At 72.8% G+C, this 19922-nt stretch carries 17 protein-coding genes; 7 read left to right on the plus strand and 10 right to left on the minus strand.

Annotated elements, in window-relative coordinates; translation table 11 throughout:
* Nucleotides 1-80: 80 nt before the first annotated feature.
* Nucleotides 81-881: an RDD family protein gene (locus tag C4K88_RS07985; protein ID WP_104121102.1), complete on the plus strand. Its 801-nt coding sequence runs from the start codon at nt 81-83 to the stop codon at nt 879-881.
* Here C4K88_RS07985 and C4K88_RS07990 read toward each other — a convergent pair.
* From C4K88_RS07990 to C4K88_RS08005, 4 genes are all read right to left on the minus strand, one after another.
* Nucleotides 878-2191: a L,D-transpeptidase gene (locus C4K88_RS07990; protein WP_104121103.1), complete on the minus strand. Its 1314-nt coding sequence runs from the start codon at nt 2189-2191 to the stop codon at nt 878-880. The two genes, C4K88_RS07985 and C4K88_RS07990, sit on opposite strands and share 4 nt — an antisense overlap.
* Nucleotides 2192-2348: 157 nt before the next feature.
* Nucleotides 2349-3848, minus strand: a complete 1500-nt coding sequence (gene ahcY, locus C4K88_RS07995) for an adenosylhomocysteinase (protein WP_104121104.1) — start codon at nt 3846-3848, stop codon at nt 2349-2351.
* A 49-nt stretch (nt 3849-3897) separates the two neighbouring features.
* Nucleotides 3898-4089, minus strand: a complete 192-nt coding sequence (locus tag C4K88_RS08000) for a Trm112 family protein (protein ID WP_104121105.1) — start codon at nt 4087-4089, stop codon at nt 3898-3900.
* A 104-nt stretch (nt 4090-4193) separates the two neighbouring features.
* Nucleotides 4194-4580, minus strand: a complete 387-nt coding sequence (locus C4K88_RS08005; protein WP_104121106.1) for a DUF3499 domain-containing protein — start codon at nt 4578-4580, stop codon at nt 4194-4196.
* Between the two features lie 136 nt (nt 4581-4716).
* Between C4K88_RS08005 and C4K88_RS08010 the strand changes: the two genes are divergently transcribed.
* The gene (locus C4K88_RS08010) at nt 4717-5211 is read left to right on the plus strand and encodes a metallopeptidase family protein (protein ID WP_104121107.1); all 495 of its coding nucleotides are present in this window, start codon (nt 4717-4719) and stop codon (nt 5209-5211) included.
* Nucleotides 5212-5259: 48 nt separating this feature from the next.
* Here C4K88_RS08010 and C4K88_RS08015 read toward each other — a convergent pair whose 3' ends face one another.
* The 3 genes from C4K88_RS08015 to C4K88_RS08025 are packed head-to-tail and all read right to left on the minus strand — an operon-like array spanning nt 5260 to nt 11020.
* Nucleotides 5260-6999 (minus strand): DUF5719 family protein, encoded by a 1740-nt coding sequence (locus C4K88_RS08015; protein WP_104121108.1) that lies wholly within the window; start codon nt 6997-6999, stop codon nt 5260-5262.
* Nucleotides 7000-7037: 38 nt separating this feature from the next.
* Nucleotides 7038-10577 carry a glycosyltransferase gene (locus tag C4K88_RS08020; protein WP_438502336.1) on the minus strand — a complete coding sequence of 1180 codons (3540 nt, stop codon included), beginning with the start codon at nt 10575-10577 and terminating at the stop codon, nt 7038-7040.
* A complete protein-coding gene (locus C4K88_RS08025) occupies nt 10481-11020 on the minus strand; it encodes a WhiB family transcriptional regulator (RefSeq protein WP_104121109.1) in 540 nt (179 codons plus the stop codon). Before C4K88_RS08025 ends, C4K88_RS08020 begins: the two co-directional genes overlap by 97 nt.
* 257 nt (nt 11021-11277) lie before the next feature.
* Between C4K88_RS08025 and C4K88_RS08030 the strand changes: the two genes are divergently transcribed.
* Nucleotides 11278-12042 (plus strand): TIGR03089 family protein, encoded by a 765-nt coding sequence (locus C4K88_RS08030; RefSeq protein WP_104121110.1) that lies wholly within the window; start codon nt 11278-11280, stop codon nt 12040-12042.
* Here C4K88_RS08030 and C4K88_RS08035 read toward each other — a convergent pair.
* Entirely contained in the window at nt 12017-12571 is a 555-nt protein-coding gene (locus C4K88_RS08035) for a GtrA family protein (RefSeq protein ID WP_104121111.1), read from the minus strand. The two genes, C4K88_RS08030 and C4K88_RS08035, sit on opposite strands and share 26 nt — an antisense overlap.
* 337 nt (nt 12572-12908) lie before the next feature.
* Here C4K88_RS08035 and C4K88_RS08040 point away from each other — a divergent pair, with 337 nt between their 5' ends.
* The 4 genes from C4K88_RS08040 to manA all read left to right on the plus strand — a co-directional run bounded on the left by C4K88_RS08040 (nt 12909) and on the right by manA (nt 17652).
* Nucleotides 12909-14030 carry a 5-(carboxyamino)imidazole ribonucleotide synthase gene (locus C4K88_RS08040; protein ID WP_241521803.1) on the plus strand — a complete coding sequence of 374 codons (1122 nt, stop codon included), beginning with the start codon at nt 12909-12911 and terminating at the stop codon, nt 14028-14030.
* Nucleotides 14030-14578 (plus strand): 5-(carboxyamino)imidazole ribonucleotide mutase, encoded by a 549-nt coding sequence (purE, locus tag C4K88_RS08045; protein WP_104121112.1) that lies wholly within the window; start codon nt 14030-14032, stop codon nt 14576-14578. The genes C4K88_RS08040 and purE overlap by 1 nt, the downstream gene beginning before the upstream one ends.
* Nucleotides 14578-16212, plus strand: a complete 1635-nt coding sequence (locus C4K88_RS08050) for an LCP family protein (protein WP_104121113.1) — start codon at nt 14578-14580, stop codon at nt 16210-16212. Before purE ends, C4K88_RS08050 begins: the two co-directional genes overlap by 1 nt.
* A 93-nt stretch (nt 16213-16305) precedes the next feature.
* The gene (gene manA / locus C4K88_RS08055; RefSeq protein ID WP_104121114.1) at nt 16306-17652 is read left to right on the plus strand and encodes a mannose-6-phosphate isomerase, class I; all 1347 of its coding nucleotides are present in this window, start codon (nt 16306-16308) and stop codon (nt 17650-17652) included.
* A gap of 32 nt (nt 17653-17684) precedes the next feature.
* Here manA and C4K88_RS08060 read toward each other — a convergent pair whose 3' ends face one another.
* Nucleotides 17685-18731, minus strand: coding sequence for a lipid II:glycine glycyltransferase FemX (locus tag C4K88_RS08060; protein ID WP_104121115.1), 1047 nt, complete (start codon nt 18729-18731; stop codon nt 17685-17687).
* Nucleotides 18732-18795: 64 nt separating this feature from the next.
* On the minus strand, nt 18796-19848 hold the full coding sequence (glpX, locus tag C4K88_RS08065; RefSeq protein WP_104121116.1) for a class II fructose-bisphosphatase: 1053 nt from the start codon (nt 19846-19848) through the stop codon (nt 18796-18798).
* Nucleotides 19849-19922 lie beyond the last annotated feature (74 nt).

Below are 19922 nucleotides of genomic sequence, written 5' to 3' on the forward strand. Positions count from 1 at the left end.
GGCAACGGCACGACGGCGTTACGCTGCTGGGAGGGAGCACGGGACACCAGGGCCCGTCACCGGCGGTCAGGGGGACATTCATGAGTTCGGTCGTCACCGGCGAGGCAGTGGTCCTCGAGCTGAAACCGGCCGGATTCGCCGCCCGGGGGCTGAGCGTCCTCATCGACATCATCGCCCAGATCGTGCTCGGGATCCTGCTGGTGCTGCTGATCGGGAACCTCTTCGACGGTGTGTTCGACGACGCCCTGACGAGGGCCCTCGGCCTCGTCGTCGTGGTCCTGCTCGTCGTCGTCCTGCCGGTGACGGTGGAGACCGTGACCCGCGGGAAGTCGCTGGGCCGCCTCGTCATGGGACTGCGGATCGTGCGCGACGACGGCGGCGCCATCCGCTTCCGCCACGCCTTCATCCGCGGCATGCTCGCGATCCTCGAGATCTACCTGCTCGTCGGGTCGCTCGCCTTCCTCGTCTCCCTGTTCAACGAGCGCTCCAAGCGCCTCGGCGACCTGCTGGCCGGGACCTACGCGATGCGGGAGCGCGTGGTCGCGCGGCCACGCGCCGTCCTCGTCATGCCGCAGAGCCTCGAGGCCTGGGCTGCGACGGCGGACATCGGCCGCCTGCCCGACGCCCTCGGCCGCAGGATGTCCCAGTTCCTCGCGCAGGCGCCGCGCCTCACGCCGTCGGCCCGCACCACGCTCTCCCTGGACCTCGCGGCCGAGGCGAGCCGCCACGTCTCCCCCGCACCCCCGGCGGACACCCATCCGGAGGAGTTCCTGCGCGCCGTCATCGCCGCGCGGCGTGACCGCGACTACACGGCGATGATGCGTCAGCGCGAACGGGCGGAGTCGACGGCGAAACGGATCCACACCCTGCCGTTCGACTAGGGCTGGCCGACCCACTCGGTCCACGGGACGTTCCAGTCGCCGAAGCCGTCCCACACGTACATGGGGCCGTAGCCCGTGTTGAGGATCTGCACCACGTCCCCGGGCCCGAAGGTGTTGTAGAAGTACTCGGCGCCCTCGGGGGACATCCCGATGCAGCCGTGGGAGACGTTGATCTCCCCGAGGGCCACCTGCGCCGCGGGCAGCGCCTCGTGCACGAACGCGCCGCCGTTGCTCAACCGGCTGGCATGGTTCACGACCGTCGGCGGGTAGTAGGCGGGATCGCCGGGTTCCAGGCCGATCGACTCGGCCCTGAACCGGGTGCTCTCGTAGTGCTCCATCACCACCATGTAGCCCTCGGTGGAGGGCCACTCGTCGGTGCCGAGGGTGACGGGGAAGGTGCGGTCGAGCTTCCCGTCGAGGTAGACCTTCATGGTCTTGGTGGTGTTGTCCACCACGGCCAGGCGGGTGTCGTGCGTCTTCACGGTGCGGGTCGTGTCGCTGTTGCCGATCATGCCGTTGCCGAAGTCGACGCCGAACAGCCCGGACTCGACCGTGATCGTGCTGTTCGGGGCCCAGAACGTCTCCGGGCGGTAGCGTGCCTTGGTGTCGGAGATCCAGTAGAACGCGCCGGACTGCCCGCTGGTGCTGGTGACGGTGATGGCCTCCTCCACGGCGTCCCGGTTGGTCACCGGCTCGCTGAAGGTGAACTCGAGCGGCTGGCCCGTGCCCACGGTCGCGCCGTCCAGCGGGAACATCGCCGCGTCGGCCTCGTTCGCGGGCTCGACGGTCCGGAACGTGGAGGTGTTCCTGACGGACCGGCCGGCGGAGTCGCGGACCGTGTAGGAGAACGCGTACTCGGTGTCGAAGGCGAGCCGGTCCGTCGCGGTCCACGTCGTGCCGTCGTCGGAGACGGTTCCGGCGACCGGCGTGCCGCCCGCCCGCGGGACGAGTTCGACGGCGTCGAGCGTCGCCCCGGTGACCTTCACCGCGGCCGGAGTACCGGGGTTGACCGCGACCGCACCGTCCGTGGGCGTGAGGCCGACGGTGTACTCGCCGGCCCGGGCGTCGGGCGCTGCCGTCGGCGTCCCCGCTGCCGGGGAGGGTGTGGGCGGCGCCGCGTCGGGGGTTCCGGTCGCAGCGGGCGAGGGTGCCGGGGACGACGTCGAGGTGGGCGCGGGATCGCCCCACGGCGATGCCGTCGCGATGCCCACGCCGCCGCCGACGGCGACGACCGCCGCGGCACCGATGGCGGCGACCTTCCAGCCCTTCCGTCCCGCTGCTGCCCTGCCCGGTTCCTGCTTCGTGCGCATGCGTCCAGCCCTTCCCTAGCACTGCTTCTGAGCGACTGTACGTGCCAGGACGCACCTCACCGCGGAGGCCGCGCGGTGTCGGACCAGGACACGGTGGCCGACGGCACCCACGGGTACCATCGGCCGCCGTGCCGAAGAGGGCCCGGCTGGCAGCGGGCTAGTAGCGGTACTGCTCCGCCTTGTAGGGACCGGCGACGTCGATGTCCAGGTACTCGGCCTGGCCCTTGGTCAGCTCGGTCAGCTCGACGCCGAGCGCGTCCAGGTGCAGGCGGGCGACCTTCTCGTCGAGGACCTTCGGGAGGACGTACACCTCGTTCTCGTACTCGCGGTTGCCCTCGGCGTCGTCCTGCTCGAACTTCGTGTACAGCTCGATCTGCGCGATCGTCTGGTTGGCGAAGGAGTTGCTCATGACGAACGAGGGGTGGCCCGTGGCGTTGCCCAGGTTCAGCAGGCGCCCTTCGGACAGCATGATGATCGAGTGCTCCTCCACGCCCGCGGCCTCGTCGGCGGGGATGACCCACTCGTGGACCTGGGGCTTGATCTCGATCTTCTCGACGCCGGGGATGCGCCCGAGGCCGGCGATGTCGATCTCGTTGTCGAAGTGCCCGATGTTCCCCACGATGGCCTGGTGCTTCATGCCCGCCATGTGCCGGGCCATGATGACGTCCTTGTTGCCGGTGGTCGTGATGAAGATGTCGCCCTGCGTGAGCACCGACTCGAGCCTTGCGACCTGGTAACCGTCCATCGCGGCCTGCAGGGCGCAGATGGGGTCGATCTCCGTGACGATCACGCGGGCGCCCTGGCCGCGCATGGCCTCGGCCGCGCCCTTGCCGACGTCGCCGTACCCGCACACGACGACGACCTTGCCGCCGATCAGCACGTCCGTGGCCCGGTTCAGGCCGTCGGGCAGCGAGTGTCGGACACCGTACTTGTTGTCGAACTTGGACTTCGTGACGGAGTCGTTGACGTTGATCGCGGGGAAGAGGAGCTTGCCCTGCGCCGCCAGCTGGTAGAGGCGGTGCACGCCCGTGGTCGTCTCCTCCGTGACGCCCTTGATGCCCGCGGCGATCGTCGTCCACTTCTGCGGCTCCGAGCCGATCGTGGAGCGGAGGGTGTCGAGGAACACCGTGTACTCGTGGGAGTAGTCGTCGTCGCCCTCCTGCGGGTTCGCGGGCACGGCTCCGAGCGCCTCGAACTCGGCGCCCTTGTGCACGAGCATCGTGGCGTCGCCGCCGTCGTCGAGGATCATGTTCGGGCCGAGGCCGTCCGCCTGGCCGGGCCAGGTGAGGATCTGGGTGGCGGTCCACCAGTAGTCCTCGAGGGACTCGTTCTTCCACGCGAACACGGGCACACCGGCGGGCTCCTCGACGGTGCCGGTCCCGACGACGACGGCCGCGGCGGCTTCGTCCTGCGTGGAGAAGATGTTGCAGGACGCCCAGCGCACCTCGGCGCCGAGGGCGGTCAGCGTCTCGATGAGGACGGCCGTCTGCACGGTCATGTGCAGCGATCCGGCGATGCGCGCTCCTGCGAGGGGCTGGGAGTCGGCGAATTCGCGGCGCAGCGCCATGAGTCCGGGCATCTCGTGCTCGGCCAGGCGGATCTGGTGGCGGCCGGCCTCGGCGAGTGAGAGGTCGGCAACTTTGTGGTCGAAGGTCATGGTGTCCTGGTCCTTGGAGGGTCGGGAGGTCGGGGTGCGGGCGGCCGGGTCAGGCGCGCGTGCCGCCCTCGAGGAGTTCGCGGCGGAGGAGCACGGGGATGCCCTCGTCGAGCGTGTAGGTCAGCCGGGTGCCGTCGGGTCCCGGCGAGGACGTCCGGAGGACATGGCCCTCCTGGACGAGCCTCGACCCCGTGACGGGGCAGCGGAGGACGTCGAGCAGTCGGGGTGGAAGGTTCGCCACGGGGAACTCTTTCGCTCGGAAGGAACGGGGATTCTGTCCCCCAGTCTACCGCCGGCGACTTCTCCGGCCTCCACCGGGCGGCCCGGTCGGAGGCGCCCTGCCCGTCAGGGTTCGGGCAGGATCCTGAGGTGGCCGCGCCGGGGGCCGCTGACGCCGGCCGGCGGTTCCATGGGGGCCTTGGCCCCGCGGGGTCCGACCGGCGGCGCCTCGACGGTGGGCTCGGCGGCGGCCTCCCGGACGGCGTCGGCCAGGGCCAGGAGGTCGTCGGGATTGTGCTCCGGCGCGGCGTCGGGAAGCGCCAGGCGGACCACCTCCCAGCCGCGGGGCACGGTGAGGCGTTCGGCGTGGACCGCGCAGAGATCGTAGGTGTGCGGTTCGGCGTAGGTCGCGAGGGGGCCGAGGACCGCCGTCGAATCCGCGTAGACATAGGTCAGCGTGGCCATCGCCCGCCGGGGGCAGGCCGATCTGGAGCATTGACGGAGTGATCCCACGGGGATCCACCCTACCGGGGATCGGCCGCGGAGGACGCCGGGACGCGCCCCGCGGCTCCCCCGCGTCGGTGAGGCAACCCTGCCGGGCACCGGCGCGGGAGTGCGTGCGGGGCGGTGGAAGGCTTAGAGTCGTTGCATGCAGGATGCTCCCACACTCTCGGTGAACCTGACCGATCCGGCGGCCGCAGACGAGCGTCCGGCGCGGTCGTTCTACGAGCGCCGACGCAATCGTCGGGGACGCGGCATGCGCGGTGACCTGCTCCCGCAGTACCTGCCGGGTGCGCGGTCGCGGTCGGAGCAGTTCGACGACTGGGTGATGGAATCCGCGCAGCGGCTCGAACGCCTCTGGGGCGAGCGCATCCAGGACGTCCAGATCGTGGTGCAGGAGATCCCGGACGGCCTCGAGGACATGACGCCCGAGATGCTGCGGGGGCTCCTCGGCTCCTGCTCCCCCGCCTCGCCGCACCGTCCCGCCGTCATCACCATCTACCGGCACCCCGTCCTCATGGCCGCGCGGAGCGTCCTGTCCGTGAGCGAGCTCGTGCACGACGTCGTCGTCGAACAGACCGCCGAGCTCATGGGCCTCGCCCCCGAGGCCGTCGATCCCGCGTACGGGCGCTCCCAGGCCTGAGCCGGGCGCACCGGACCGGTCCCCCGGATCACCGGGGGCGACTGCGGGCTAGTACCCGAGGTCGACGGGCAGGTCCTGCGGAGCCGTGACACCGACCGGGACGGCCACGACGGAGATGCCGCTCGTCGTCCCGGGCAGGGTCATGACCTGCGCGCCGTAGACCGGGTCCCCGGTGGCATCGACGAGCACCGCGACCGGTGACCGGCCGAGGGAGGACGCCGGCACCGTCACCGAGGTGCCTCCCGCGATGCCGATCACCACGGGCTTCCCCAGCACGCCGTCGGCGGAGACGGGTGTCAGGGTGATCTCGCCGCGACCGCCGGGTGCCCCCAGGACCAGGGCGGCGTCCACGCCCTCGGCGAGCGCCATCGCGTGGCCGCTGCCGAGGCGCACGGCCGCCGGAGCGCCGGCGAGGTCCACCGGCTTGCCGTCGTCGGTCCCGCGGGTCACGCGCGCCGCGGCGACCACCGAGACGTCGGAGGTGACGGCGATCGTGTAGTTGCCCGCGGGCAGGGCATCGAGGGGGACGCCGGTGACGGCTCCCGCCGGCGCGGTGACTACTCCGCCGTCGGGCAGCTCCACCTCACCGTCGGGCCCGAACACGCGGAGATCGAGCACGGCGTCGCTCGCGCCGGGGACGAGTACCTGCAGTTCGGGGGACGCCGTCGCGTACCCGTCCTGCTCGCGGATGCGGCGCGCCGTCGCCGTGTCCTGGACGACGACGCCGGGCACCACCTGGGTCAGGCCCGCCGGCGCGCTCGGTGACAGGAGGTCCACCCCGCCGGGCGTCAGCCCGCGCAGGACGCTCTGCTGGATGACCCCGGTCACGCGCCCGCCGGCGCTGCGCACACGCACGGCCACGTGCTCCTGGTCGCCGGCGAAAGCGCCCAGCACGATGCGCCGGGTCTCCCCGGGCGCCACCAGTTCGCCGCGCGTCCCGGCCGCCTCGATGGGGCCGTCCGGCCCGTGGAGTTCGAGCGACACGGCGGCCGGCGTGCCGGTGGGGTTGGTCAGGGTGAGGACGGAGGACTGCCCCGCGGTGGTCGCGGCCCCCAGGAGCCAGAAATCGCTGGAGGGAACCTGGCAGGCGGTGGCTGCGAGCCCCCGGAGGTCGCCGTCGGTGGCGGTGTAGGTGGCGCTGGCGGCGGCCACCGGGGTGAGCCCGCCCTGTGCCTGGGCTCGGAGGACGGACGGGGCGTCGACGGCGGTGCCCCGGGTCACCCCGGCGACGCGGGTGGTCAGGCCGTCCTCGCTGCTCCCGGCGGGACCGCGTGATCCGAGGGACGACTCCGGCGCGAACTCGCGGATCAGGTCCAGGGGCTCCTCCCCGCCGACGGGCAGCAGTGCGCTCCCCGTCACGGTGGCGCCGAGGTCGCTGAGCACCAGGCCGGACACCGTGGTCTTCGCCGTGCGCGAGGCCGGACCGAACTCGGGGTCGTCGCCGTCGCCGCTCGGGGCGACCGGCCGGGGCGGCGCCGGACACACCGCGGTGTAGTCGCCGGCCGGGACCGCGGCCGCCGGGACCGCGACGTCGGCGTCGGGGCCCGCGGGCAGGGCTGCGGTCACGCCTCCGGAGGCGACCGCCGCCGTCGCCGCGAGCAGGACGACGCCGGTCGCGGCGCCCAGGGCGGTGCGCAGGCGCGTGGGTGCTCCGACGCCGGCCGCTCGGTCCCGAGCGTCGGCACGGGCCGCGACGGCCGTCCTCGCGGCACGGGTGTCCCCCGGAGCGACGTCGGTCGCACCCGTCGAGGCGTCCGTCGACGCGTTCGTCGGCACGGCGCGGAGCACGGCGTCCCCTGGGGGCCGGCCGGTCCTTCGTCCCCGGATCACCGGGCACCGCTTCCGCTGGCCGCGGGCTGCGGCCGGGCGACGCCGTCCGGCGCGTCGTCCACCTGGCCGTCCCCTCGGCCGTTCCACGGCAGGCCGTCTCCGGGGAGGCCGGGCACGGCGCCGTGGCGGTTCTTCGGCCGCACGACGGCGGGCCGGGAGGGCAGAGGCAGGGCGAGGAGCAGGGTGAGGCCGAGGACGACGGCCTGGACGGGTTCGACCCACCGCTGGTGGACGCCGACGTAGGAGATCTCCAGGGTGCCGCCGGCGGCGGGCAGCGCGAAGGCCTGCTGCCAGCCGCCGGACACGGAGTCGAGCCGCCGGCCGTCGAGGCTCGCACGCCACCCGGGATCCGCCGCCTCGGCCAGGACGAGGCGCCGGCCCTCCGCCCCCGCGGGGACAGCGCCGGCCGCGTCCACCTCCGACGACGGGACGGTCGCCTCGGTGCGCCCCTCGGGATCGACGACCCGCACCCGGGCCGTGAGGTCCGCGCCGTCCCCGGTGCCGCCGCCGGGCGTGGTCGGGGCGACCCGCCAGAGACGCCCCGTCTCCGTGTCGCCGACGGCGGTGAGGCCGGGTACGGAGTCGATGCGGCCGCTGAGGAAGTCCCCGGCGGCCGCGGACTGCCGGAGGACGACGAAGCCGACGCCGAGGTCGCGCAGGTCGGCGCGTGGGTCCGCACCCGTGGCGCCGACGATCACGGCGACGCTCGTCCGCAGGAGCCGGGCGGCCTCGTCCTCCTCCCCGAGGGTCACCTCCCCGGTGCCCTGCAGGGTGCGGGCGGCGTGGAGGGGATTGAGCGCGTCGAGGGTCGTCCCGGCACCGCGCGCCAGGGCGGCCCGGACGCCGTCGTCGTCCTCGACCGTGATCACGAGCGTCCTGGTCCTGTCGGGGCCCGTCCCGCGGTCCGCCGCCGTCGCGGGCAGCGGTCGCTCGGGTGCGGGATCCAGGCGCACCGCCGTGCCGAAGTCCGGCAGCCCGGTGTCCACGGCGGGTGGCTCCTCGGCCGGACTGCCGGGAATCACGTCCGGCGCGGAGGCCGCCGCGGGAGGGTCGGCCGGCATGGGGACGAGCCACAGACCGAGACTGAGCAGGGGGCCGACCGCGAGGGTCAGCCCCGCGGCGACCCGCAGGACCCGCCGGCCGGCGCCGGACGGTGCCGCGGGGACGCCGGGATCCCGGCGGCCCGGCAGTCCCGCGAGGGCGGCGGCGAGCAGGCACAGGGTCACGGCGGAGACGAGCGGACCCGGGAAGACACCGACCAGGGCCGTACCGTCCACCGCGACCGGGAAGCGCGGCGTGAGTGCGCCCAGGGTCAGGGCGAGGATCGCCAGGAGCCAGAACCCCCGCACGAGGGTGCCGCGTCCACTCCGCCGGAAGAGCGCGACGGTGGCCAGGGTGATCACGGGCCCGCCGATGACGAGCGCGGCGACGAGCGGGAAGGGCACCGACCCGGCACCGGCGGCGGGCCCGAGCATCGGGTCGAAGCGGACGGGGAAGCCGAGGAGTTGCTGCCAGGGGGCGGCCGGATCGGCCGCGAGCGGCACGCCCGGATCGCCGAGGACGCCCCGGGCATCCGGCAGTGCCGAGAGGAGGTACGGCAGGTACAGGGCGACGCCGGGCAGCAGGGTCCACCACAGCGGGCGCGCCCGCTTCCCCCCGACGATCAGGGCGATGACGAGTCCCACCAGCGCGAAGGCACCGAGGGAGGGCGCCGACGCCGCCACCACGGCGAGGACGAGTCCGGCGGCCGCACCCGCGGTCCAGCTGCGGGTCCCGCCGAGGCCCGGCTTCACGACGCCGTCCGGCAGGGCTCCGGCGGTCACGGCGCCGCCGACGGCCCGGACGACGCCCAGCAGGACCAGGGGAAGGAGGACGTGGGCGAGCAGCGCGCCGAGGCGGCCCTGTCCGAGCGCGACCTGCAGGGCGGGCGCCGCACCCCAGAAGACCGCGGCCCAGAGGCGCAGCGCGCGGGACCGGGTGAGGGCACCGGCCGCGAGCCACGCGGCCAGGCCGGCGAGGGGCAGCGCGCAGACCACGGCGACGACGACGGCCGTGTTGGTGGAGCCGAGGCCCAGCAGGGACAGCAGCCACAGCACGTACGCGAACGGTGAGCCGTGGGCGGCGAAGCCGGCTCCCAGACCGGTCCACCAGGTGGTGGCACCGGCCCAGACGGCGCCCGGGGTCGCGGCGACCGGCAGCAGCGCCCCGCCCGCCAGGGCCGGTGCGCCCACGAGGCGGTGGAGTCCCAGGAGAGCGGCGGCGAGCAGCACCCCGACGGCGAGGACCGCGCCGGCGCCGACCCAGAGCCGCGCCGGGGTGGTGAGGGCCGCGAAGTCGTCGTTGCCGTCCCCCGAGGGGACGTACTCCTCGGTCCGCTGCAGCGGGTCAGGCCCGGCGGAGGCGCCGCGCGAGGTGAACGCGTCGATGACGGACCGGCGGTGGGACCACACCTCACGGCGGGACGTGACGAGCGGGCGGACGATGGAGCGCGGGCGGCGCCGGCTACGGGCTGCGGAGCGGCGGGACCGCCGGAGATGGAGCGGTCGGCAGGCGCCGGCGACGCTGCCGAGCAGCTGGCCCGCACCGTGGGCGGGGTCCTTCGCCAGGAGTCCGAGGAGCAGCCGGACCAGGCCTCCGAGGACGGCACCGACGGCGAGGACGGGCACCATCGGTGCCGCGGCGTGCTTGAGCCGGAGGTAGACCTCGGCGGCCCGCGCACCGTGCGGGGTGGACACCGGGTGCGGTCTGGACCGCGCGTGACGCAGGACCGCCGTCGGCACCACGACCACGCGGTGGCCGGCAAGACGGTTGCGCCAGCACAGGTCGACGTCGTCGCCCACGCCGTGGAGGGCCGGGTCGAAGCCGCCGAGGGCGTCCCATACGTCACGGCGGATCAGCATGCCGGCGGAGTTGACCGCGAAGACGTCGCTCCGGGCGTCGTACTGCCCCTGGTCGTGCTCGTCGACGTCGATCAGGGTGAGCCGTTCCGCCCACCGGCTGATGGACAGTCCGACGTCCACGAGGGCACGGCGATCGTCCCACGCCACCTGCTTGGCGCCGGCGACGGTGACCGAGGGGGCCCGCTCGACGGCGAGGAGCAGTTCGGCGAGCGCACCGGGTTCGGGGGCGGAGTCGTCGTGGAGGAGCCACAGCCAGTCGTGGCAGCCGCCCTCCCCGGACCCGGCGTACGGCGGTATCCGGGCGACGGCCGTCCTCACGGCCGCGCCGAATCCTGCACGCGCGGGGGCGCCGATCACGGGACTTCCGGCCGGCAGGCGGAGCTGGAGGACGGACGCCGATCCGTCGGTCGAGCCGGTGTCGACGCCGACGCAGGCATCAGCAGCGCGGGTCTGGCGTGCGAGGGCTTCCAGGGTTGCCGGGAGGTACCCGGCACCGTTGTGGGCTACGACAACGGCGGTGACCCGGAGGTACTCCTGAATCAGACTGCTCGCTTCCGCAGCCGGCGGCGCTCCCGCTCGGACAGACCGCCCCAGATACCGAAGCGCTCGTCGTTCTCCAGCGCGTACTCGAGGCACTCCGACTTCACGATGCAGGATCCGCACACCTTCTTGGCGTCGCGGGTGGACCCGCCCTTCTCCGGGAAGAAGGCCTCCGGGTCGGTCTGCGCGCACAGGGCGTCCGCCTGCCACGACAGCTCGCCGTCGTCGTCGACGTTACCCGGCACGAGCGGGACCTCGATCCATCCGGGCTCCTCAGCAGGCACCTCCGGGGCGAGGCCCGGAAGGACGAGGAGGCTGCTGGGGCCGTCGACGTCGGGGAGAAGCGTGAGGGTCTGATGGGCGCTGAGGAACGCGGTGGCCTGGTCCTCGAGCGAGCGCATGCCTTCGCGGTACCGTTCGCTCGCCTGCGGGTCGGCGGGATCGAGGAACCAGTCGGCGGGAACGCCCCGTGACCCGTAGCGGGCCGAAGCCTGCGCTGCGATATCCGGTCGTTCCTGTATGCGTTCTGCCTGCCCCATGATCAGCCTTCCCGGTGTTGCTGTTCCGGCATCAGCATGGGTCGACCCTCGCGCCCGCCTGCCGGAACAGATCCGTTGCCCCAATTACACGGGTGTAACACGAGTCACGTCAAGCGGCCAGCCGAACCTTATAGAGTCAGGGCTTGACAAACACGAGTGGCACGCCGTTCAAACTACCTGTTTTTGTCGATCCGTAAGCAAGTAGTCCCAACCGCGCGCAGCGCGCCACCCGACCCCCGAGCCGGAAGAGGCCCATCATGCCACAGCCCCCCGTGCACCTCCTGACGAGGATGCGGACCGTCAGCCCCACCTCCCCCCGGCTCGTCTGGCACGGACGGGACGGCCGCATCGAACTGTCGGGCCGCGTCTTCGACAACTGGGTCGCCAAGAGCTCGAACCTCCTCGTCGACGAACTCGACGCCACCGACGGGACGACCGTCGCCGTCGACCTGCCGGTCCACTGGAAGACCCTGGCCCTCGTCTTCGCCTGCTGGCAGGTAGGGGCCGTCGTCGTGCCGGCGGACGACGACGGCGGGTCCGGCTCGCCCGCCGGGACGCCCGCGGACATCGTGCTGTCCTCGCGGGCCGGCGTGGAGGTCGACCCTCCGCGGCTGCTGGCCTGCGTGGCCCTGGGCTCGCTGGCGCTCCGCTGGGACGGCCCGCTGCCGCGGGGAGCAGTGGACTTCGCGGCGGAGGTGCGCTCCCACGGCGATGTCTTCCTGGACGCGGCCGACGGCGCCGCAGCGGCGCCGCCCACTCCCCTGGTCCTCGCCGGCGGTCGGACGCTGACGGCTGCGGAGCTGACGGGACGCGTGGCGCTGCCGGTGGGCTTCGGACGGACCGCCGATGCCGACCCACCCACGCTGCTCCTGGAACCCGGCACGGGCCTGCTGCCGGCCCTGGCTGCCGCCTTCGCCGTGTGGGAGCGGGACGGGGCGCTCGTCCTTGTGGAGGAGGGCGTCCCCGTCACCGAGCGGATGCTCAGCGGCGAGAAGGTCACTGACCGGCTGGGGACTGCCTGACCTGCTCCACCTCGGGTGCTGTCACGGATGGGGCGGCCTTGCCTGCGTGCCCGTCGTGCGGGTGGACGAGCTCCTGGTCGTGGCTGAACTCGGGGTCCTCGTCGAGTTCGACGTTGAACACCCAGAACCGGTAGGCCACGAAGCGGACGAAGGTGGCCAGCACCGTGCCGACGATCCCGACGATGAACAGCGGTCCCGGCTCGACGACGTCGAACAGGTACTTGGCTACCCATACACAGCCCGCGGCGATGCCCATGCCGATCACGTTGATGAAGATGAACATCGCCAGCTCGCGGGCCGGGTTGGGCTGGCGGCGGCGGCGGAAGGTCCAGTAGCGGTTGGCGACCCACGCGAAGACCGTGGCCACGCCGGCCGAGACGAAGCGCGCCTTGACCTCGCTGCCGCTCATGGGGCCGTGGATCAGGTACCAGTAGAGGCCGTTGTCGATGACGAACGCCACACCGCCGACTGCTCCGAACTTCGCCACCTCGCGCCAGAAGATGGAGGCGAGGCCCCTGATCCGATCCATGAGTCCTGCCACTGCCAACCTCCGTGGTCCGATACGAACGCCGGTCCCGCCGGGCATGCTCCCGGCCGACCTGCGGGACAGACCGATGGCGCCGGCGGAGCGGGCAACCCAGGCTGACCTTGCATGGCGCGTCCGGCCCATTTTACGGCCTTCCTGCGCTCCGCCGTCCCCCACCGGTCCGGGAACATCCGGTGGAAGCCTCGGAGCTTCGTGTGAGACGCGCGTGCACAACCCTCCGGTCCGCCGATCGGATGGCCGGCTCCGGCCGCCCCGTGGGTACCCTGTAGTGGTGACTTTTCCCGTGATAGGCGTCATCGGAGGCGGCCAGCTCGCCCGTATGATGGCCGGCCCCGCCGTCGAACTCGGCCTCGAACTCCGCGTGCTGGCGGAAGGCCCCGACGTCTCCGCGGTGGCTGCCGTCGCCCGCTCCCGGGTGGGCGACTACCGCGACCGCGAGACGCTGCGCGCCTTCGCCGCGGACGTCGACGTCGTCACCTTCGACCACGAGCACGTCCCCGGTGAGCTCCTCGCCCAGCTGGAGGGCGACGGCGTCGCCCTCCACCCCTCGCCGGCGGCGCTCCTGCACGCCCAGGACAAACTCGTGATGCGGCGGGCCGTGGACGGGCTCGGGCTGCCCAACCCGTCGTGGCGCGCGGTGACGGACGCGGCCGGCGTCGAATCCTTCGCTGCGGAGACCGGCTGGCCGGTGGTCCTCAAGACACCCCGCGGCGGTTACGACGGCAAGGGGGTCCTCGTGCTGCGCGATACCGCGGGGCTCGAGGCGGCGCGGGACTGGTTCACGGGCGGAGAGCTCCTGGTCGAGCAGTTCGTCCCGTTCAGCCGCGAACTGTCCGTCCTGGTGGCCCGGCGGCCGTCCGGGGAGGCCGTCGCCTGGCCGGTGGTCGAGTCGATCCAGGTGGACAGCGTGTGCAACGAGGTGATCGCCCCCGCTCCCGGGCTGGCGGACGAGACCGCCCGCGCCGTCACCGCCGCCGCGCTGCACCTCGCCGAACGCCTCGGCGTCACCGGCGTCATGGCGGTCGAGCTCTTCGAGACCCCCGGGGCGGGTGCCGGCTACCTCATCAACGAACTCGCGATGCGCCCGCACAATTCGGGGCACTGGACCATGGACGGCGCCGCCACCGGGCAGTTCGAGCAGCACCTGCGCGCCGTGCTCGACCTCCCCCTGGGATCCACGGCCCCGCTGGCGGGACACGCCGTGATGAAGAACATCCTCGGGGGAGCGAACGAGGACATCTACGCCGCCTACCCGACGGCCCTGTCCTCAGGACCGTCGGCTAAAGTGCACTTCTACGGCAAGGACGTACGTCCCGGCCGGAAGATCGGCCACGTGAACGCGCTGGCGGCCCCCGGGGAACCGCTGGAGGACGTCCGCGCCCGGGCCACGAGGGTAGCCGCAATACTTCGCGACGGCGCCCGGGACGCCCCCACCCAGTAATGACCGAAGGGAATGCAGTGACGAACGCCCAGGTAGGCCTCGTGATGGGCTCGGACTCCGATTGGCCCGTCATGGAAGCCGCAGCGGCTGCACTGGCCGAGTTCTCCATTCCCTACGAGGCCGACGTCGTGTCCGCGCACCGCATGCCCGAGGCCATGATCGACTACGGCAGGAGCGCCGAGGAGCGCGGGCTCCGCGTGATTGTCGCCGGCGCGGGAGGCGCCGCCCACCTCCCGGGAATGCTCGCCTCCGTGACGCCACTGCCCGTGATCGGCGTCCCCGTTCCGCTGCGCTATCTCGACGGCATGGACTCGCTCCTGTCGATCGTGCAGATGCCGGCGGGCGTCCCCGTGGCGACCGTGTCCATCGGCGGTGCCCGCAACGCCGGGCTGCTCGCCGTCAGGATGCTCGCCTCCGGCACGGACGAGCAGGCGGCCACCCTGCGGCGGCAGCTCACCGAGTTCGCCCGGGCGCTCCGGCTGACCGCGGAGGAGAAGGGTGCCGCCCTCCGGTCCCGCATCGCGGAGTCGACGGCGGACGGCGCGTGATGACGGCCACCCGCACCGACGGCAGCGCGGCCTCCGCGGCCCCCCTGTCCGATCCCGTGCGGTACCCGGAGTCCGCCCCGCCCGCGGTCCGCACGAAACGGGCCTTCGTCCTCCTCGCCCTGACGCTGGTCCTGCCGGGTTCCGCGCAGACCGTCGCCGGGGACCGGCGCCTGGGGCGCAGGGCGCTGCGCACCACGTTCGCGTGCTGGGGCCTGCTCCTTCTCGGGATCGTGCTCTCCGTGGTGGACCGGACCCTCGTCGTCGGCGTCGTCACCCACCGCTGGTGGTCGCTGCTGCTGATCGGCGCGCTCCTCGGGATCGCCGTCGGCTGGGCGCTGCTCTTCCTGAACACCCTGCGCCTCATCCGCCTGCCCCTGCTCGACCGCGGCGCGCGCCCCCTCGTGGCGGGGGCCCTCGCGGTGCTCATGGTGCTCACGAGCGGATCCCTCACCTACGGCGCCTACGTCCTCGGCGTGGGCCGGTCGACGGTCGGCTCGATCTTCCAGTCCGGGCCCGCCTTCGACCCCGTGGACGGCCGGTACAACTTCCTCCTCATGGGCGGCGACGCCGGCGAGGACCGTACGGGCCGGCGGCCCGACAGCATCTCCGTGATCAGCGTCGACGCCGAGACGGGCGCCACCGTCACGTTCAGCATCCCGCGCAACTTCCAGAACGCCCCGTTCTCCGAGGACTCCCCCCTCTGGGAGGTCTATCCCGACGGGTACAACTGCGGCGACCCGTGCATCATCAACAGCCTGTACACGGAGGTGACCCAGAACCACACGGACCTGTACCCGGACTCCCAGGACCCGGGCGCCGAGGCGATGATGGATGCCGCGAGCGGTGTCCTCGGGATCGAGGTGCAGTCCTATGTCCTCGTCGACATGAACGGCTTCGAGCAGCTCGTGGATGCCATGGGCGGCATCAGGATCGACGCCGGCGGCTGGGTCCCCATCACCGCCGCCGAGATCCCCGGCACCGACCCGATCCGCCACTACCCGCCGGACGGCTGGATCAAGCCGGGCGTCCAGACCCTCGACGGGTACCACGCCCTGTGGTACGCCAGGAGCCGCGAGTTCGTGACGGACTACGACCGCATCGCCCGCCAGCAGTGCGTCCAGCAGGCCATGATCGCGCAGCTGGACCCGGCCACCCTCCTCACGCGGTTCCAGTCGATCGCCGCGGCCGGCACGCAGATCGTGGAGACGGACATCCCGCAGGACCAGCTGGCCGGCTTCGTCGACCTGGGGCTCAAGGCCCAGGGCCAGGAGACCCGCCGCCTGACCATTGGCCCGCCGGACTTCGGCACCCCGGCCGAGAACTTCGTCACCTACCCCGACTTCGACCTCGTCCACGCCCGGGTGCAGGACATGCTCGCGGACGATGCCCGGAAGCCGGCCGCCGTCGGCCCGGTTCCCGCCGACGAGCCTCCCGTCGGCCCGTCTCCCGTCGGCCCGCTGGCGCTGGAACGCGCGGGTGTCGTCGCGCAGGTCCCGACGGAAACCCTCGACGACGGCACCGGCGTCACGGAGGACGGCATCACCGAGGAGTACCTGCAGGAACTCGCCACGATCGGCGACGACCTCACCCTCGGCGACCTGCTGGCGGACAACGGCGAGTGCTCCCCCGCCTGACCGGTATCGTTCGACCGACACCGCTGCCGCCTGACCGACACCGTCCCGCCTGCCGTCCCGCTTGCCGTCCCACCAGCCGAAGGATTGACACCGATGTACCTCCTCGACAATCCCCTCCGCCCGTATGCCTGGGGCTCGGAGCATGCCATCGCCGACCTGCTCGGCCGGGAGCCGTCGGGAGGCCCGGAGGCGGAGCTGTGGGTCGGCGCGCATCCCGACTCCCCCTCCGAGGTCGTGCACCCGGACGGCACCCGTACTGGCCTCCACGAGCTCATCGACGAGGACCCGCAGGCGCTGCTCGGCGACGAGGTGGCCGGGCGCTTCGACGGGAGGCTCCCGTTCCTCCTGAAGGTGCTGGCGGCGGGGTCGGCCCTGTCCCTGCAGGTGCACCCGAGCCTCGAGCAGGCCGCGGCGGGCTATGACGCCGAGGAGTCCGGCGGAGTCCCCCGCGACGCCCCGCACCGCAACTACAAGGACCGCAACCACAAGCCGGAGATGATCTACGCGCTCACCCCGTTCGAGGCCCTCTGCGGCTTCCGGCCCCTGGCCGATGCTGCGCGCATCATCGGGGCCCTCGCCTCCGCCGTCGAGCCGGGCTCGACGACGCACGACCTCCTCGACGGCGTTGCCGCGCAGCTCGTCGCAGGCGAGGGGACCGGGCTGCGCGGGGCCTTCACGCTCCTGCTCCGGGCGCCCGGCGAGGCGGTCGACGAGGTGGTGGCCGCTGCGCGCCGCGTCGAGGGGTCCGCGGACGCGACGGCCCGGGACCTGGCGACCCTCGCCGAGCTGTCCGACCAGTACCCGGGCGATCCGGGCGTGCTCGTGGCCCTGCTGCTCAACCGTGTCGCGCTCCGCCCGGGTGAGGCCCTGTACCTGCCGGCCGGGAACATCCACGCCTACCTGGGCGGACTGGGCATCGAGGTCATGGCGTCCTCGGACAACGTGCTGCGCGGGGGTCTGACCCCGAAGCACGTGGACACCGCGGAGCTGCTGTCCACGGTGGTCTTCGAACCCCTCGCACCGCCCTCGCTCGCGCCCGAGTACACACTGCTCGACCAGGAGCTGTACCGCCCGCCGTTCGAGGAGTTCCAGCTGCAGCGGATCGTCCTGGCGGACGCGGCGGCGGGCCCCGCAGCCGGCGGGGATCCCTCCGACGACGACCGGCAGGACGCTCCCCTGCGCACGGACGAGAGCCTCACGCCCGCCCATGTCCCGGTGGTGCAGAACGGTCCCGTCGTCGTCCTCGCGGTGAGCGCCCCGATCCTGCTGGACACACCGAACGCGACGCTCGTCGTCCCGCGGGGCGCCGGCGCCTTCGTCGCGGCGTCGGAGGCGCCCCTCATGATGCGCCCGGCCGCGGACGCCCACGGCGCGACGGACGGTCCGGTGCTGGCCTTCGCCGTGACCGTGGGTGGCGGGATGCCCACCCTCGAGGTGTAGCCCGGGCGGCGCCGCTCAGGCGCAGCGCCCGATCAGGACGCCCGGCCCGCCCGCACGCGCCGCGCTGCTCCGACCGCCCGTCCGGCCTGGCGGCGCGCCAGCTGCATGCCGCGCTTCGCGACCGGGAGGGCGCGGCTGAACACCGGGTAGAGGGGCGAGAGCGGGTAGTCCCAGGTGCCGGCCAGCTGGTCCTCGTGCTTCGCCCAGCCCATCTTGAAGCGGGAGACGCCGTCGTTGAGCAGGCCGTTGAAGTCGTAGCGGTGCACGCCCCGAGCCTTCATCTCGGAGATCGCGAACCACTTGAGTGCGTAGTTCGCCCGGAGCCGCTCGCCCTCGTCGGTCATGCCGCCGTAGAGCTCGAACGAGGTGGCGTCGGTCGTGGAGAGCCAGAGGAAGGCGACGACGTCGGTCCCCTGGAACGCGGCGTAGACCGGGGAGGCGTCACCGAGGTTGTCGAAGATGTCCAGGTAGTAGGAGTCCTCGTGGATGCCGAACCCGGCGCGCTCGGCCGTCACCCGGTACACGTCGAGGCACGCCGGGAGCTCGCTGCGGACAACACGCCGGAGGTCGAGACCCTCGCGGCCGGACTTGCGGATGTACTGGCGGTGCTTCTTCGTCATGTCGGCCAGCAGGTCCTCCTCCGACCGCCGGAGGTCCAGGATGAGCGTCCGGCCGATGAGGATGGTGTTCGTGCTCGCCTTCCAGCCCGCCCCCGGAAGCGCACGGACGGCGTCGCTCGCCTCGTCCCAGTCGGGTTCGATCGACAGCGCGACTGACGGATGGGCGGCCCGGACGTACCCGACGAGGGCCTCCAGCGCGTCCGCCTCGCGCCCCGGCAGGGCCTGCGGGCCGCGCGGGATGTAGGCGAGGCGCCGCAGCGGGAACGGCAGCGACCGGCACAGCACCTGCGCGGCGGCGACGACGACGTCGTCCTCCCGCACGATCACGCGGTCCACGCTCCAGCCGTGCGCGGCCTTCGTCGCACCCCAGCCCCACAGCTGCTGGGGGTGGCCTCCCAGCTCGTTGACAATGGTGTCCCAGAGGGCGCGATCGGGGCAGGGCGACACGGAAAGGCTCATCCGACCAGCCTATAGGGGTGCGCCGCCCCACCCGTCCCCGGACGACCCGTCAGGCGACGGACCGTCAGTCCCTGACCCTGGCGTACGTCTCCCACTTGTGGGCCTGGTGCTCGCCGTCCACCACCCGGATGGTGCCGGACTTCGAGCGCATGACGATCGACTGCGTGAGGACCTTGTCCTTGCTGTACCGGACGCCGCGCAGCAGGTCGCCGTCGGTGATGCCCGTGGCGGCGAAGTAGCAGTTGTCGCTCGTGACGAGGTCGTTGGTCGACAGCACGCGGTCGAGGTCGTGCCCGGCGTCGAGCGCCTTCTGCTTCTCCTCGTCGCTCGTGGGCCAGAGCCTGCCCTGGATGACGCCGCCGAGGGACTTGATGGCGCAGGCCGCCACGATCCCCTCGGGCGTCCCGCCGATGCCCATCAGGGCGTCGACGTCGGTGCCCTCGCGGGCCGCGGCGATGGCGCCGGCGACGTCGCCGTCCATGATGAACTTGGTGCGCGCGCCGGCCGCGCGGATCTCCTCGACGAGCGGCTTGTGCCGGTCGCGGTCCAGGATCATGACGTTGAGCTGGCTGACCTTCTTGTTGTTGGCCTTCGCGATGAGGTGCAGGTTCTGCTTGACCGGCAGGCGCAGGTCCACCATGTCCGCAGCCTCCGGCCCGGTCACGAGCTTCTCCATGTAGAAGACGGCCGAGGGGTCGAACATCGAGCCCCGCTCCGCGACCGCGAGGACGGCGAGCGCGTTGTTGATGCCGAGCGCGGTCAGGCGGGTGCCGTCGATCGGGTCGACGGCGACGTCGCACTCCGGGCCGCTGCCGTCACCCACGCGTTCGCCGTTGAACAGCATGGGGGCCTCGTCCTTCTCGCCCTCCCCGATCACCACGATGCCGTTGAAGTGCACGGTCTGCAGGAGCGAGCGCATGGCGTCCACCGCGGCGCCGTCGGCCAGGTTCTTGTCGCCGAACCCGACCCAGTGGCCGCCGGCGATGGCCGCGGCCTCCGTCACGCGGACGAGTTCGAGGGCGAGGTTCCGGTCCGGTTCCTTGTCCCCGACGGCCAGCGCCGGTGACAGGGTGGAGTACTCGGCATTCGTAGCATTCTGGGACACGTCTATCCTCATCGTCGAAGGTCATCGGCCGCTAGCGGGCGCACCAGTCCGGTGCTGTCATCATAGGCGCGCCCGCCGCGCCGCGC

The sequence above is a fragment of the Arthrobacter pityocampae genome (assembly GCF_002927275.1).
GTDB lineage: Bacteria > Actinomycetota > Actinomycetes > Actinomycetales > Micrococcaceae > Arthrobacter_D > Arthrobacter_D pityocampae.

Excerpts from the sequence above, each read along its gene's own strand:
- C4K88_RS07985 (WP_104121102.1), top strand. The coding sequence starts at position 81 with ATGAGTTCGGTCGTCACCGGCGAGGCAGTGGTCCTCGAGCTGAAACCG.
- C4K88_RS07990 (WP_104121103.1), bottom strand. The coding sequence starts at position 2,191 with ATGCGCACGAAGCAGGAACCGGGCAGGGCAGCAGCGGGACGGAAGGGC.
- ahcY (WP_104121104.1), bottom strand. The coding sequence starts at position 3,848 with ATGACCTTCGACCACAAAGTTGCCGACCTCTCACTCGCCGAGGCCGGC.
- C4K88_RS08010 (WP_104121107.1), top strand. The coding sequence starts at position 4,717 with ATGCAGGATGCTCCCACACTCTCGGTGAACCTGACCGATCCGGCGGCC.
- C4K88_RS08025 (WP_104121109.1), bottom strand. The coding sequence starts at position 11,020 with ATGGGGCAGGCAGAACGCATACAGGAACGACCGGATATCGCAGCGCAG.
- C4K88_RS08030 (WP_104121110.1), top strand. The coding sequence starts at position 11,278 with ATGCCACAGCCCCCCGTGCACCTCCTGACGAGGATGCGGACCGTCAGC.
- C4K88_RS08035 (WP_104121111.1), bottom strand. The coding sequence starts at position 12,571 with ATGGATCGGATCAGGGGCCTCGCCTCCATCTTCTGGCGCGAGGTGGCG.
- C4K88_RS08040 (WP_241521803.1), top strand. The coding sequence starts at position 12,909 with ATGATGGCCGGCCCCGCCGTCGAACTCGGCCTCGAACTCCGCGTGCTG.
- purE (WP_104121112.1), top strand. The coding sequence starts at position 14,030 with ATGACCGAAGGGAATGCAGTGACGAACGCCCAGGTAGGCCTCGTGATG.
- C4K88_RS08050 (WP_104121113.1), top strand. The coding sequence starts at position 14,578 with ATGACGGCCACCCGCACCGACGGCAGCGCGGCCTCCGCGGCCCCCCTG.
- manA (WP_104121114.1), top strand. The coding sequence starts at position 16,306 with ATGTACCTCCTCGACAATCCCCTCCGCCCGTATGCCTGGGGCTCGGAG.
- C4K88_RS08060 (WP_104121115.1), bottom strand. The coding sequence starts at position 18,731 with ATGAGCCTTTCCGTGTCGCCCTGCCCCGATCGCGCCCTCTGGGACACC.
- glpX (WP_104121116.1), bottom strand. The coding sequence starts at position 19,848 with ATGAGGATAGACGTGTCCCAGAATGCTACGAATGCCGAGTACTCCACC.